Consider the following 13,660-nt stretch of genomic DNA (forward strand, 5'->3'; position numbering starts at 1 on the left):
AGGTCGAAAACCCTCTAAATGAACTGGCGGATCGTCGCGATCACGACCAGGGCGCCGATCGCCATGACGGCGCTGCCGAGCGAGATCACGGAGAGCGCGCGGCCCGGCGAGAGCCGGCCCATATGGGCGGCGATCCAGAAGAACGGGTCGTTGACGTGGCAGATCGCCATCGAGCCCGCACCGACGGCGGCGGCCGCGATGGCCCGGCCCGAGTCGCTGTCGAGGCCGAGCGCCGGCAGCATCGGCTCGACCATGCCCGAGGCCGTGAGCACGGCGGTGAGCGAGTTGCCCTGCATCGTCTTCACGATGGCCGCCGCCAGGAACGGCGTCAGCACGCCGTAGCGCGGCTGCAGCGCATACTCGGCCAGAAGCTCAGACATGCCGGTCTCGTCGAAGACGCGCGCCAGGCCGCCCGACGCGCCGACCGCCAGCAGGAGCGGCGCCCAGGAGCGGCCCGCCAGGACCGAGGGCTCCCAGCGGCGGGCGAACACGATCGCCAGGGTGAGGGCAATGGCCGTCAGCATCAGCGGCTTGGAGATGCCGATATAGAATTCGCGCGCACCGCCCTTGCCCAGGGGTTCGCTCGGCATCTGGGCCACCGACTGCAGCACCAGCAGCACGAGCGGGATGCCGACGCACAGCCACGCCCAGGAGAGCTCGCCTTCGGCCGGGCGCGACGGGACCTGCCGCGCCACGTGCCACCAGCCCAGCGCGACGGCGACGGTCGCGACCGGCAGGGCGACCATGAATTCGGTTCGGAGGTCCGCCTTCATGACCGAACTGGCCGCGACGGCGAGCGGCGACGGCGCCACCAGGGCGGCGACCGCAAGCAGGGTGAGCGCGAGGCCCAGCGCACGCCGCGGTGCGTCCTGTCCCGCCGGCTGCAGCAACGCCAGTCCGCCCGAAGCCGAGGCGCCCAGTCCCGCCACCAGCCCGGCGGCGGCGGACGTGCCGGTGCCGAGCGGCGTACGCAGCACGAGACCGCTGACCAGCGCGCCCGCGACGACCAGCAGACCGGTCTGCTCGAGCGCCGCCGTGAAGCCCAGGCCGAACGCCTTGCCGACCGACTGGAAGGTCATGTCGGCGGCGATGCCATAGACCACCACGGTGGCCATGATCGCGAGGAAGACGGGCAGCCGGACGCGCTGGACCAGGAAGACGATGGCGACGACGGCAATTGGCAGCAGGAGCGAGGCGAGAAACATGACGGGACGAATCTTAGTGTCCTGCTACAGTCCCGTCATGCGCCTCCTCGTCGCTCTCCTGATGTTGCTCGGTCTTGCATCGCCCGTTCATGCCGAGGCGCTGGTCCGGATCGAGGGCAAGAACTTCGTCGAGCCAAACGGTCGCATCCTGCGGCTCAAGGGAATCAGCCTCGGCAACTGGCTGATGCCCGAAGGCTACATGTTCAAGTTCGAGGTCGCGAAGTCGCCGAGCCAGATCTACGGCGCCTTCGACCGGCTTCTGGGCGCCGAGCGCGCCGCCCAGTTCTGGCAACGGTATCGTGACACCTACGTGACAGAGGACGACATCCGCTTCATCAAGTCGGCCGGCTTCAACATGGTGCGGATTCCGCTGCACTGGCGGTTGTTCATGACCGCCGACGGCGAAGTGACGGGCGAGGGGTGGTCGCTGCTCGACCGGGTCGTGGGCTGGGCCGCCGCCGCCGGGCTCTACGTCATCCCGGACCTGCATGCCGCGCCCGGCGGCCAGACCGGGATCAACCACGATGACGGGCCGGGTTACCCGCTGATGTTCTACGTGGCGCGCAATCGCGACCTCACGGTGAAGCTCTGGCGTGCCGTGGCGCAACGGTACCGCGGCAACCCCGTCATCCTGGGCTACGACATCCTGAACGAGCCGATCGCGCCCTATCATGACGTGGCGACGCTGAATGCGCGGCTGGAACCCTTCTACCAGCGGACGACGGCGGCCATCCGCGAGGTCGATCCCGAGCGCATCGTGATCCTGGCGGGCGGCCAGTGGAGCTCGAGCTTCGCCATGCTCGGGCGACCGTTCGCCCGGAACCTGGCCTACACCTACCATTCGTTCTGGGCCTCCACGCAACGCGACTCGATCCAGCGCCACCTGAACTTCGCCAACCTCTACAACGTGCCGCTGTTCCTCGGCGAGACCGGCGAGCTCAATGACGAGTGGAACGAAGAGTTCCGCCGCCTGCACGAGGCGCACGGCATCGGCTGGTCGTTCTGGACCTACAAGAACCTCGATACGCAATCGACCATCGTGTCGATCCCGCGGCCCGATGGCTGGAGCGAGATCGTGGCCTATGCCGACGGCGCTCGAAAGCAAAGGCCGCCGCAGGAACTGGTCGACCGGGCCGTCGGGCAGTATCTGGACGGCATCCGGTTCCGCAATGGAACCGTGCGTTGGTCCTATCTTGCGTCGCTCGGCCTACGGGGCAGCCCCTAGCAGGCGACGCAGCGCCCGGGCGGCGCCATGATGCGGTCGCGCGCGCGCAGCCTCGACGGTGGCCTCCAGAATATCGCGCAGGGGGTCGTTCGTCATGGCGGCAACCGCCGAGGCCTGGGCTTTCAGGGCATCCAGCCTGCCCAGCGCGTCGACTGCCGCGTCGGCGAGCCCTTCCGGGCTGTAGCGGGACATGGCGACGCCATGACCTTCCTCGAAGGCAGGCCACGCGAAGGCGCAATCCACCGGCGCCACGATGGGTATGCCCATGCGTCGCGCCTCGTTGGACATCCCCGAGCCGCGTGCCTTGTAGGACGCGGGATCGTAGGGAAGCAGCAGCAGGTCGGTGCTTGAAAGCAGGTCGACATAGTCTTCGTCGGACAGCACGCCCCTGCGTATGTCGACGCGCGGCCCGAGCTTTTCCAGATCGTCGAAGATCCAACCTTGGTCTTCGGCATCCGATCCCGCGATGATCCCATGAACGGTGAAGCGCGACGTTGCATGACGTTGCAGCAGCCGTGGGATCGCTTCGGGCAGGAGACGGTAGCCTTTCGAGCGATTGGCGAACCCGGCGATCGTCAGATGAGGATGGTCGGTCGTGTCCGACGGCGATTCTTCGGGCGGGGAGGGCAAAGCGATACCGGCGCCCGGTGCGACGCCGACGTCGAAGGGCAGCAGCTTGCGATAGAACGCGGCCAAGGCTTCCGTCTCGCTGTAGGCGGTGAGATGCCGCCGGTCGCCAAGCGTTTCGAGAAGGGCGGTGAAGCCACGGCGCGCTTCGTCATGACAGGGGAGCGAGGCGGGATTGTCCGGCGCGAGCTGGTGGTGGGGCCCATAGAGCAGCCACATCAGCACCTGTGGCGGAGGTTTCAGCGGGTGGCGCTTCAAGACGCGCGCCACGGAGGCGGCCAGTACCTGATCGCAGCAGGGCAGGATCAGCATGTCGGGCCAGCTGCCGAGGCGTTTCAGGGCGCGCGCCAGCTCGCGGCTCGTCTGGGCGACGCGGGCCTCGAACTCCCGGGGGCTGGCGTAGTCGCGACCATAGACCGGCCCGGTGAAGGTCGCCGTGCAGTCGAGCGCGCGCGCGACGTCGGGCGTAGCGGCGATGGAGCCGAGGCAGGGTGCGTCGATATCCAGCCCGGCAAGCTCGGCCTGCAACCGGTCGATCGCGGCGTAGTGATGCCCGCCGCGGGAATGGATGGCCGGATCGACGATGAGCGTCTTCATCGGCACTGTTGTAGCGTGCGCCAGGCGGGACGATAGCGCTCCACTGCCCGGCGAAGCCGCATCGCGGCACGCCATCGCAAGCCGAATTCGCCGGCATCGTAGAGATGCTGCGGTGGCGCCCGAACCTGCAGCTCGGGAAACACGAACAGGCGCCCGCCGGCGCGTCCGATCGCTTCGTTGAAGGCGACATGCTCGGAGACTTCGCGTCCCTGGACGTCGAGGCCGACATATCCCGCGTTCAGCGCATAGGGCATGCGGTAGAGGCCCAGCCCGCCGAAGGCCGAGCGAACCTCGATCGGTTGCATCCCCCGTGGCAATGCGATCTGGCGGGCGAAGACCTCGCGGAACTTCGCGGCCTCGAACGACTCGCGGGCAGGCCGTTCCCAGATCCGGTGCCAGCAATCGTGCGGGCACCAGGTTGGATGCCTCAGCGCCCAGACATCGTAGTAGCGGGGCCACGCGCTCGCGAACACGGCGGCCCGGTCGGGCGCGGCGCCGAGCCACCCGGCCGCTCGGGCATAGGATCCGAGGTCGAGCGGTGCGGCGAGGACGTCGTCCATGTCGGCGACGACCATGTGGCCGTACTGGGCGAAAGCGGAGCCGCGCACTTCTTCGAGGCAGGCGTTGCGCGCGAACGCGATCCGTTCGGTCCGCCGCTCGAGCCGTCCGGCGAGTGCGCCGAGATCGATTACCTTTCCTGCCCGTTCCCTGCCCAGCCAGTTGCGCAACAGGGTGGCGGTGGCGTCGGTTGCGTCGCTGACGGCGAAGATGAAGGCCGTCCGGTCGTACAGCCGCGACAGGTTGGCGAGATTGGCGAGAACGTCCGGCAGCCAGCGGGCGCAGTCACGGGCCGTGCCGACGAAGACGGCGCTGTCGAGGCTGCTTCCTGTCATGCCGCTTCCAACGCCCCGAATGTCATCGTCGCTGGCCCGCGAATGAACGGGCGCGACCGAGCAGGTTCTGTGTCCCGGTCGATAGAGAGTCGAGGAAGCGGATCCACCTCCCCCGGTTGCCGGTCGAGCGGGCATCGAGTGCCCGCTTCACGAGCGCCTGCGAATGGGCGTGACGCCACTCGCCGAAGCAGGCCCGGATGGCGGCGGCTTCCTGGTCGAGGACGCGCTGGACCAGCTGGAGGATGTGGCTGCTGATCGGGGCCCAGTCCCTGGTCGATGAATTGTAGGTGCCGCCCATGACCGTGGCGTTCGAATGCTTGTTGGAACCGTGCATGCGATAACCATAGAGGGCATCGTGAATGGCGATCGAGCCCGTCAGCAGGCCGGCGAAGGTCGACAGGTAGTAGTCGAGATAGAGTCTCAGTTCCTGGTCGGGGACGACGAGCACCAGGTCCACGAAGCTGCGCCGGAACATCATGCTCGCCATGCTGTTCGTGGCGCTGAGCGCGGTCCAATGCGGATGAATGGTCAGCCGCCCGTTCCGGGGAAAGGAAAACCGGCCGGTCGTGGCGTCGATCGTCGGCACCTTGGCGGAGTCGATGCCGCTTTGGCCGGGGACGCCATGCTCGAACCACCACGCCGTCCCCGCCAGCAGATGGTCATCGGCGTCGATGATGTGCGAATCGCAGTAGGTGAGGGCGACGGGGAAATCGGCATTCATGTGAACGCACAGATGTCGTTCTATGAAATTCTCATACCAGATGTCGTCGGAATCCAGGAAGCAGACGAAAGGCGTGTCCAATTGCGCGAGTCCGCGCTTGATGGCGCCGGTCTGCCCGACATTGGTGTCCAGGCGGATGTAGTCGAATCTCGGATCGCCGAGACGCGACAGGCAATGGCGAATCTCTTCGTCGGAATTGTCCGTCGAGGCATCGTCGACGACGACGGTGCGCAGGTTTCGACACGACTGGCGGGCGACCGATTCGAGGGCGCGTCCCACGAAGGCGCCATTGTTGTTGTTGGCGATCACAACACCGACCGGGGGTGCTGAAGGCATGCTGACCGTTTCCGTCTGCTTGGTTTGAACGCTGGCGATCGCACGGAATATGCGGCTGCCTGAAGATGGTCGACGTCGATACGCGCTGCAACCTCGGACGCCGACTCTGGGCGGCGGCTCGCGTTTCCGTATGTAGGGACCGTGAAATCTTGGTAACAAACGGCTGTCAGAGAGGCGAAAGGAGAGACAGTCGCCGCGCGTCGGTGCTAGTGGGACTTGCGCCGCGCTCCGCGGCGGCCGGTCCGTCGAAAGGGATTTCACAAGCAGCATGACGCGGGTACCATCTCCTGCAGCAGGGTCGCCCCGAACCGAGCTGGCGGAGGTGCTGCGGTCGTGTCGCACTTCCTATCTTGGGGTGGCGCTGTTCACCGCCATCCTGAACGTCCTGTATCTTACCGGCTCCTTCTTCATGTTGCAGGTCTACGACCGGGTGCTGCCGAGCCGCAGCGTTCCCACCCTCGTGGCACTCTGCGGTCTCGCCCTCGGCCTCTACGGCTTCCAGGCCATCCTGGACATCGTCCGCAACCGGGTGCTCATCCGGATTGCCGGCGGATTCGCCGAGATTCTGGACCGGCGCGTCTATCACCTTCTGGTCAAGCTGCCGCTCCGGGCGCCGCAGATGAACGGCTTCGAGCCGGTGCGCGATCTCGACCAGATCCGCAGCTTCATGTCGGGCACGGGCCCCGCGGCGCTGTTCGACCTGCCCTGGATGCCGCTCTACCTGGGCATCTGCTACCTGTTTCATCCGCTGATCGGCCTCACCGCGACGGTCGGCGCGCTGATCCTCGTCGCCATCACCTTCGTCACCGAGCTCAAGGTCCGCCAGCCCTCGATCGAGGTCTCGTCGCTCTCCAGCCGGCGGAGCAGCCTCGCCGAAGCGAGTCGCCGCAATTCGGAGGTCCTCCATGCGATGGGCATGGTCGGCCGTTTCGCCCAGCAGTGGTCGGACTATGGACGTCGCTACGTCGCGGCCCATCAGCGGGCGGGCGATATCACCGGCGGCATGGGAAGCTTCTCGCGCGCCTTGCGCATGGCGCTGCAATCGGCCGTGCTGGCGGTCGGCGCCTATCTGGTGATCAAGCAGCAGGCCACGGCCGGCATCATCATCGCCGGCTCCATCCTCTCCGCGCGGGCCCTGGCGCCGGTCGAGCAGGTGATCGCCCAGTGGCGCGTCTTCGTGTCGGCCCGCCAGAGCTGGCACCGGCTCAACAACCTGCTGGCGCGAATCCCCGAGGACCGCGACGTGATGCAGCTGCCCAAGCCCAAGGGGTCGCTGTCGGTCGAAACCGTCAGCGTGGCGCCGCCGGGCGTGAACACGCTGGTGGCCCGTGACATCGCGTTCGGCCTGAAGGCCGGCCAGGGGCTGGGGATCATCGGCCCCAGCGCCTCGGGCAAGTCGTCTCTCGCCCGCACCCTCGTCGGCGTGTGGCGGCCCGTTACCGGCAAGGTCCGGATCGATGGCGCGACGCTCGACCAGTGGTCGTCGGAGGCGCTGGGCGAGCATATCGGCTACCTGCCCCAGGACATGGAGCTTTTCGCCGGGACGGTCGCACAGAACATCGCCCGCCTGGAGCCCGAACCCGACGCCGCCAAGGTGATTGCCGCGGCGCAGGCGGCCGGCGTCCACGAGCTGATCCTCGGCCTGCCCAACGGCTACGAAACTGAAATGGGCGAGAGCGGCACCGCCCTGTCGGCCGGACAGCGGCAGCGCGTCGGCCTGGCCCGCGCGCTCTACGGCGATCCTTTCCTCGTAGTGCTCGACGAGCCCAATTCGAGCCTCGACCATGACGGTGAGGAGGCCCTGACCCGGGCCATCATGTCGGTGCGGGCCCGCGGCGGCATCGCCATCGTCGTGGCCCACAGGCCGAGTGCCCTGGCCGCCGTCGACCAGCTCCTGGTGATGCGCGGTGGGCGACAGCAGGCCTTCGGGCCCAAGGATGCGGTGCTGCGGGAGACGCTGAAGGCGGCGGTGCCACAGGCCGCTCCCCAGGCGGCGGGCGCCCCGCCATCTCCCCTCCGGATGCCGGTCGGCCGCCCGCGGGAGCCGTCATGAGCTCGCCCGTGTCCGTCCCGGCCCTGACCCGCAAGCCTCTCCTGATCGGCGTCTCCGCGTGCCTCCTCCTCGTGTTCGGGGTCGGCGGCTGGGCGGCCACCACGCAGCTGTCCGGCGCGGTGATCGCGCCCGGCAAGCTGGTCGTCGACACCAACGTCAAGAAGATCCAGCACCCGACCGGCGGCGTGGTCGGCGAGCTGCTGGTCAAGGAAGGCGACCGGGTGAAGCAGGGCGACGTGGTCGTCCGGCTCGACGGCACCCAGGCCAAGGCCAATCTCGGCATCGTGACCAAGGCGCTCGAGGAAATGGCGGCGCGCCAGGCGCGCTTCGAGGCGGAGCGCGACAATGACGCGACCGTCGAGTTCCCGCCCGAGCTGACGGCGCGGGCGGGCGATCCGGAAATCGCGCGCCTGATGAGCGGCGAGCAGAAGCTGTTCGAGATGCGCCGCACGGCGCGCGACGGGCAGAAGGCGCAGCTCCGCGAGCAGATCAAGCAGCTCCATCTCCAGATCGATGGCACGCAGGCCCAGGAAGCCGCCAAGGGCAAGGAGCTGAAGCTGTTGGCGCAGGAGCTGGAGGGTGTCCGCACGCTCTGGAAGCAGAATCTCGTGCCGATCAGCAGGGTCACCACGCTGGAACGCGATTCGGCCCGCATGGAGGGCGAGCGCTCCGCCCTGATCGCCTCCCTGGCGCAAAGCCGGGGCCGCATCGCCGAGCTCGAACTCAAGATCCACCAGATCGACCAGGATCTCGCCAGCGAAGTCGGCAAGGAACTGGCGGAGATCCGGGCCAAGAAATCCGAGATGACCGAGCGACGTATCGCCGCCGACGATCAGCTCAAGCGCATCGATCTCGTCTCGCCGCAGGCCGGCAGGGTGTTCCAGCGGAACGTCCACACGGTCGGTGGCGTCGTCCAGGCCGGCGAGCCTCTCATGCTGATCGTGCCGGACTCCGACTCGCTGATCGTCGAAGCCAAGGTGGCGCCGCAGGACATCGACCAGATCCACATCGGCCAGCATGCCGTCCTGCGCTTCGCCGCCTTCAACCAGCGCACGACCCCCGAGGTCGATGGCGAGGTGATCCATATCGGCGCCGACGTCACGCAGGAAGACAGGGCGACCGAGCCCTATTACTCCGTGCGCATCCGCGTTGCAGAGGGCGAGCTGTCCCGCCTCGAGGGCCTGCAGCTCCTGGCCGGCATGCCGGTCGAATCCTTCATCCAGACCACGCCGCGCACCGTGGCCTCGTTCCTGGTCAAGCCGCTGTCCGACCAGCTCGCGCGCGCCTTCCGCGGGCGGTGAAGTCTTTCCGGGCCTGACAGATCACCAACACAAACCTCATGCTGAGGAGGCTGCCCCTCGAATACCTCGGGGTAAACTCCGCAGCCGTCTCGAAGCATGGGCACGAGCACCGCGTTTGTTGCCCATCCTTCGAGACGCACGCCTTCGGCATGCTCCTCAGGATGAGGTCGTGAGGATACTTGAATCGGATGGGCCTTAAGTCGCGTCCCGCAACACCATCTCCGCCGCTTTCTCGCCGATCATGATCGCGGGGGCGTTGGTGTTGCCGGAGGTCAGGGTCGGCATGATCGAGGCGTCGGCGATGCGCAGGCCCTCGATGCCGTGCACGCGCAGCCTTGCATCGACCACGGCCATCGCATCCGAGCCCATCTTGCACGTGCCCACGGGGTGATAGGTCGTCTCGGCGGCGCGGCGCACCCAGTCGAGGATCTCGTCGTCGCTGGTGCCGCCCGGTCCCGGCGCGATCTCGGCCACCTGCAGCGCAGCCATCGCCGGTGCGGTCATGATGGCGCGGGCGATGCGCACGGCCCGCACGGTCAGCTCGCCGTCGACCGCCGCCGACAGGAAATTGTAGCGGATCTCCGGCGGCCGCCTGGGATCGGCGGAGACGATGTGGATGGTGCCCTTGCTCTCCGGGCGCATCGGATGGGCATAGCAGGAGAGGCCCGACTGGCGCGCGATCCGCGGGCCGCGCGGTCCCGCCTCGGTGAACATCGGCACCCAGCCCAGCAGCAGGTCGGGCGCCTCGAGCCCGTCGCGCGAGCGCACGAAGGCGCGTAGCGGCGCGCCGACCATCGACAGGAGACTGTCGCGGTTCAGCGCCCAGCGCAGCGCCTGGTGCACCAGGCCGAGTCCGCGGCCGCGATCGTTGAAGGTGACGCCGCGCGTGCCGATGGTCCATCGCGTGCGCGGCGCATAGTGCTCGCGCAGGTTCTCGCCGACGCCGGGCAACGCATGCCGCACCTCGATGCCCAGCGCGCGCAGCCGGTCCGGCTGGCCGATGCCCGACAGTTCGAGGAGCTGCGGCGAGTTGATCGAGCCGCCGCTCACCACGACGGCGCGCGTCGCCCGCGCCTCGCGCGACTCGCCGCCCACCGAATAGCGCACCCCGGTGCAGCGTTTGCCGTCGAGCAGGAGCCGTTCGGCCAGCGCGCCGGTTTCGATGCGCAGGTTGGGGCGTCGCTTGGCCGGATCGAGGTAGCAGCGGGCCGTGCTCATGCGCCAGCCCGAGGCGATCGTGGCCTGGCTCATGGCGATGCCGTCCTGCTTGGCGCCGTTGTAGTCGGGATTGTGCGGGATGCCGACTTCGCCGGCCGCCTTGATCAGCGTGGCGTAGAGCGGGCTGGCCGGCGCGGGATTGGTCACCTTCAGCGGGCCGGAACGGCCGCGAAAGCGCTCGTCGCCGTCGTCATAGCTTTCCAGGCGCTTGAAGAAGGGAAGGACGTCCTCGTAGGCCCAGCCCTGGTTGCCCATCTGGGCCCAGGTGTCGAAGTCCTGCGCCTGGCCGCGCACGAAGGCGAGGCCGTTGATGGCGCTCGAGCCGCCGAGCAGTTTTCCGCGCGGCACCGGGATGCGGCGGCCGTTGGTGCTGGGCTCGGGCTCGGAACTGTAGAGCCAGTTGACGGAAGGGTTGGTGATCAACCGCGAATAGCCGACGGGAATGCGGGTCCAGGGATGGCCGGCGGGCCCGGCTTCCAGCAGCAGCACCTTGTGGCGCGGGTCGGCCGACAGCCGGTTGGCGACGACGGCGCCCGCCGAACCGGCGCCGACGACGATGAAGTCGTATTCCATTGCCGCCAGTATCCCGCGACGTGCCCCGCCTGTCGATTGCCGCGACGATGGCCCGGCTTTACGCGGGCCGATGTTTGGGCATGATGCGGCCCCCGACAACCTCGAAGGAAAAAGCCATGCGTGGTGTCTCCGTCCTGCTTCCCCTCGGCCTTTCCCTCGCCTGCGCCGCCGGCATCGCGACCGCCCAGCCAGCCGGGCCGGACCTGACAGGCACCTGGACGGGAACCAACAAGGGCATCGTGAGCGGCCTGCCGGCTCACTTTCCGGTGACCGCGCCGTCGACCATCGTCGACGGCAACCGCCTGGTCGAACTCAAGATCACGGTGCGGATCGACGGCCAGGACGAGGGAAGGTTCTGGGGCACGCTGTCGTCGGAGTCGAAGGCCGAGCCGATCGTCGGCGTCATCGGATCGGACGGCAAGCGCGTGCGCATGATCGGGCAGGGCGGCTCCGCCATCGAAGGCACGTTGCTGGACGACGGCTCGCTCGAACTCTTCTATACCGAGAACCGCGCCGGCGTTTCCGTCGCCGCCACAAACGTGCTGAAGAAAGCCAAATAGGACTCCCCTCGATGATCTCACGGAGAAGCATGCTGGCAGGCGGGCTCGCTCTGCCGGCGCTGGCCGGCTGCGGCGGCCAGCCCACGTCCCAGTCGACGGCCTACGCGCCGGGCCAGACGCGGCCCGGCCTCGATGCGGTGATCGACATCAGCCACAACGTCACGGTCACCAGCTTCGCCGCGGTCCGCCGCAGCAACATCCTGGCCGTCATCCACAAGGTGACCGAGGGCGGCGACTGGTTCGATCCGTCCTACACGTCGCGGCGGCGCCAGGCCGAGTCGGCCGGCCTGCTGTGGGGCGGCTACCATTTCGGCACCCGCCAGTATTCCGGCGAGCAGCAGGCGGCCTCTTTCCTGTCGGCCTGCCAGCCCGGCCCGCAGACCGTCATGGCGCTCGACCTCGAGCCGAACGACGCCAACCCGCGCAACACGATGCGGCTCGACCAGGCCGAGGCCTTCGTGCTGGCCGTGCAGAAGGCCACCGGACGGCTGCCGATGCTCTACGCCCATCCCGCCTGGGCCGATGGCGAGATCTACGGCCGCCGCCGCATCAGCCTCGGCGCCAGCGTGCGGCCGGGCTCGCTCCTGGCGCGCTGCGACCTGTGGCTGGCCGATTATCGCGAGACGCCGCGCCTTCCCGTGGCCTGGGCGGATCGCGGCTGGAAGCTCTGGCAGTACGTCGCCGACGAGACCTCGCAGAACTTCGCCTACGGCAGCGAACCGCGCCACGTCGAGGGCGTCGGCCACTGCGACCGCAACATGTACAACGGCGACGTCGCGAGCCTGAACCGCTGGTGGAAGAACGGCGGGCGGGGTTAGAGGCTTTCCGAGCGGAAAGAACCGCGGCGAGCTTCCAACAAGGACCTCACCCTGAGTGGCTGGCCGGAGAGAATTGAATCGATTTAAGCACCCACCTCATCCTGAGGAGCGCCGCCCCTCGAGTACCTCGGGGTAAACTCCACGGCGCGTCTCGAAGGATGGGCAACAGGCGAGTGCGCGTTCCCATCCTTCGAGACGCCGTGCTACGCACGGCTCCTCAGGATGAGGTTATTGGGGCTGTTCATAGCCTCTTGTTTTAGCTGCATTCATTTCCGGCCAGCCTCTCAGGATGAGGGGGTGCGGAGTGGAGATGTTTACCGCGCCGCCAGCGCCTCGAACGCCTTGCGGGTCGCTTCCAGGGCGAAGTCGATGTCGGCTTCGGTGTGCGCGGTCGACAGGAACATGTTGTGGCGCGGGTGCAGGTAGGCGCCGTGCTTCAGCGCCTCCAGGGTGAAGAAGTTGCCCTTCTCGCAGTCGGGATCGTTGTCGAACAGCACCGTCGGCATCTGCGGCGGGCCGCTCTGGCGCACGCCGATGCCGAACTCGGCCGACTGGGCCGCAATCCCGTCGCGCAGCCGCTGGCCCATTTCGCGCATCCGCGTCGGCCCGTCGACGCTCTCCAGCACGTCGAGCGTCGCCAGCGCGGCGGCCATCGACACGGCGCTGCACCAGAACGAACCCGTGACATAGAGCTTGGACGCGGCCTCGCGATAGCGGTCGTTGCCGGTGACGGCGGACAGGGCGTAGCCGTTGGCGATCGCCTTGCTCCAGGCGCTGAGGTCGGGCTGCACGCCCACCAGGTCCCAGCTGCCGCGCATGGTGAGGCGGAAGCCGGCGCGCACGTCGTCGACGATCAGCGCGGCATCGCTGGCGTCGCACAGCTCGCGCGCGCGGCGGGCGAAGGCCGCGTCCGGCATCTCCTGGTCCTTGCCGAAATCGTGCTTGAAGGCCGAGACGATGATGCCCGCCAGATCGTCGCCGGCGCGCTGCACGGCGCTCTCGAGGCTGCCGGTGTCGTTGTACTTGTAGGTCAGCATGTGGGCGCGATCTTCCGGCGTCACGCCGTATTGGTTCGGCGAGCACCACGGGATGGCGCCGTGATAGGCGCCCTCGGCCACCAGGATCTTGCGCTTGCCCGAGGCGGCGCGCGCCAGGGTCACGCAGGTCGTCGTCGCATCGGTGCCGTTCTTCCCGAACAGCGCCCAGTCGGCGTGCGGGATCAGCCCGACCAGCCGCTCGGCCAGCTCGACCAGCCGCTCCGACGGGCCGTTCAGGCAATCGCCCGCCGCGGTCTGGCGCGCGACCGCTTCGGCGACCACCGGATTGCCGTGGCCGACCACGATCGGGCCCCAGCTGCACATGAAGTCGACATAGCGCTTGCCGTTCACGTCCCACAGGTGACAGCCCTCGCCGCGCGCGAAGAACTGCGGATAGCCCTCGGGCAGCCGGTCGCTGCGCAGGTGCCCGTACATGCCGCCGGGAATGACCTGCTGGGCGCGCTGCCTGAGTTTCTGGTCGGCCGTGAGAGACATT

Annotated in this window: 11 protein-coding genes; 5 read left to right on the forward strand and 6 right to left on the reverse strand. The window is 68.1% G+C overall.

The window, feature by feature from the left end; translation table 11 throughout:
* Nucleotides 1-14: 14 nt before the first annotated feature.
* Entirely contained in the window at nucleotides 15-1,205 is a 1,191-nt protein-coding gene (locus ACO07K_RS27590; RefSeq protein ID WP_422033621.1) for a hypothetical protein, read from the reverse strand.
* On the opposite strand from ACO07K_RS27590, the gene ACO07K_RS27595 reads away from it, so the two are divergent.
* On the forward strand, nucleotides 1,204-2,430 hold the full coding sequence (locus ACO07K_RS27595; RefSeq protein ID WP_422033622.1) for a glycoside hydrolase family 5 protein: 1,227 nt from the start codon (nucleotides 1,204-1,206) through the stop codon (nucleotides 2,428-2,430). The genes ACO07K_RS27590 and ACO07K_RS27595 overlap by 2 nt on opposite strands.
* Here ACO07K_RS27595 and ACO07K_RS27600 read toward each other — a convergent pair.
* Genes ACO07K_RS27600 through ACO07K_RS27610 form a run of 3 tightly spaced genes read right to left on the reverse strand, consistent with a single transcriptional unit; the run spans nucleotide 2,413 to nucleotide 5,604 of the window.
* Nucleotides 2,413-3,654, reverse strand: coding sequence for a glycosyltransferase (locus tag ACO07K_RS27600; RefSeq protein WP_422033623.1), 1,242 nt, complete (start codon nucleotides 3,652-3,654; stop codon nucleotides 2,413-2,415). The genes ACO07K_RS27595 and ACO07K_RS27600 overlap by 18 nt on opposite strands.
* Nucleotides 3,651-4,547, reverse strand: a complete 897-nt coding sequence (locus ACO07K_RS27605; protein ID WP_422033624.1) for a hypothetical protein — start codon at nucleotides 4,545-4,547, stop codon at nucleotides 3,651-3,653. Before ACO07K_RS27605 ends, ACO07K_RS27600 begins: the two co-directional genes overlap by 4 nt.
* 22 nt (nucleotides 4,548-4,569) lie before the next feature.
* Nucleotides 4,570-5,604, reverse strand: a complete 1,035-nt coding sequence (locus tag ACO07K_RS27610) for a glycosyltransferase family 2 protein (RefSeq protein WP_422033625.1) — start codon at nucleotides 5,602-5,604, stop codon at nucleotides 4,570-4,572.
* Between the two features lie 268 nt (nucleotides 5,605-5,872).
* Between ACO07K_RS27610 and ACO07K_RS27615 the strand changes: the two genes are divergently transcribed.
* Both ACO07K_RS27615 and ACO07K_RS27620 read left to right on the forward strand, forming a co-directional pair.
* Nucleotides 5,873-7,657 (forward strand): type I secretion system permease/ATPase, encoded by a 1,785-nt coding sequence (locus tag ACO07K_RS27615; protein ID WP_422033626.1) that lies wholly within the window; start codon nucleotides 5,873-5,875, stop codon nucleotides 7,655-7,657.
* Complete coding sequence (locus ACO07K_RS27620) at nucleotides 7,654-8,958, forward strand: HlyD family type I secretion periplasmic adaptor subunit (RefSeq protein WP_422033627.1); 1,305 nt, start codon at nucleotides 7,654-7,656, stop codon at nucleotides 8,956-8,958. Before ACO07K_RS27615 ends, ACO07K_RS27620 begins: the two co-directional genes overlap by 4 nt.
* A 195-nt stretch (nucleotides 8,959-9,153) precedes the next feature.
* Here ACO07K_RS27620 and ACO07K_RS27625 read toward each other — a convergent pair whose 3' ends face one another.
* A complete protein-coding gene (locus ACO07K_RS27625; protein WP_422033628.1) occupies nucleotides 9,154-10,749 on the reverse strand; it encodes a GMC family oxidoreductase in 1,596 nt (531 codons plus the stop codon).
* 116 nt (nucleotides 10,750-10,865) lie between these two features.
* On the opposite strand from ACO07K_RS27625, the gene ACO07K_RS27630 reads away from it, so the two are divergent.
* Complete coding sequence (locus ACO07K_RS27630) at nucleotides 10,866-11,309, forward strand: hypothetical protein (protein WP_422033629.1); 444 nt, start codon at nucleotides 10,866-10,868, stop codon at nucleotides 11,307-11,309.
* 11 nt (nucleotides 11,310-11,320) lie between these two features.
* Nucleotides 11,321-12,127, forward strand: a complete 807-nt coding sequence (locus ACO07K_RS27635; RefSeq protein ID WP_422033630.1) for a glycoside hydrolase family 25 protein — start codon at nucleotides 11,321-11,323, stop codon at nucleotides 12,125-12,127.
* Nucleotides 12,128-12,441: 314 nt separating this feature from the next.
* Here ACO07K_RS27635 and ACO07K_RS27640 read toward each other — a convergent pair whose 3' ends face one another.
* A complete protein-coding gene (locus ACO07K_RS27640; RefSeq protein ID WP_422033631.1) occupies nucleotides 12,442-13,659 on the reverse strand; it encodes an aspartate aminotransferase family protein in 1,218 nt (405 codons plus the stop codon).
* Nucleotide 13,660 lies beyond the last annotated feature (1 nt).

The sequence above is a fragment of the Reyranella sp. genome, from assembly GCF_965228225.1.
Classification (GTDB): domain Bacteria; phylum Pseudomonadota; class Alphaproteobacteria; order Reyranellales; family Reyranellaceae; genus Reyranella.

Coding starts and splice junctions, on each gene's coding strand:
- ACO07K_RS27640 (WP_422033631.1), bottom strand. CDS start 13,659: ATGTCTCTCACGGCCGACCAGAAACTCAGGCAGCGCGCCCAGCAGGTC.
- ACO07K_RS27610 (WP_422033625.1), bottom strand. CDS start 5,604: ATGCCTTCAGCACCCCCGGTCGGTGTTGTGATCGCCAACAACAACAAT.
- ACO07K_RS27600 (WP_422033623.1), bottom strand. CDS start 3,654: ATGAAGACGCTCATCGTCGATCCGGCCATCCATTCCCGCGGCGGGCAT.
- ACO07K_RS27635 (WP_422033630.1), top strand. CDS start 11,321: ATGATCTCACGGAGAAGCATGCTGGCAGGCGGGCTCGCTCTGCCGGCG.
- ACO07K_RS27615 (WP_422033626.1), top strand. CDS start 5,873: ATGACGCGGGTACCATCTCCTGCAGCAGGGTCGCCCCGAACCGAGCTG.
- ACO07K_RS27625 (WP_422033628.1), bottom strand. CDS start 10,749: ATGGAATACGACTTCATCGTCGTCGGCGCCGGTTCGGCGGGCGCCGTC.
- ACO07K_RS27590 (WP_422033621.1), bottom strand. CDS start 1,205: ATGTTTCTCGCCTCGCTCCTGCTGCCAATTGCCGTCGTCGCCATCGTC.
- ACO07K_RS27605 (WP_422033624.1), bottom strand. CDS start 4,547: ATGACAGGAAGCAGCCTCGACAGCGCCGTCTTCGTCGGCACGGCCCGT.
- ACO07K_RS27620 (WP_422033627.1), top strand. CDS start 7,654: ATGAGCTCGCCCGTGTCCGTCCCGGCCCTGACCCGCAAGCCTCTCCTG.
- ACO07K_RS27630 (WP_422033629.1), top strand. CDS start 10,866: ATGCGTGGTGTCTCCGTCCTGCTTCCCCTCGGCCTTTCCCTCGCCTGC.
- ACO07K_RS27595 (WP_422033622.1), top strand. CDS start 1,204: ATGACGGGACGAATCTTAGTGTCCTGCTACAGTCCCGTCATGCGCCTC.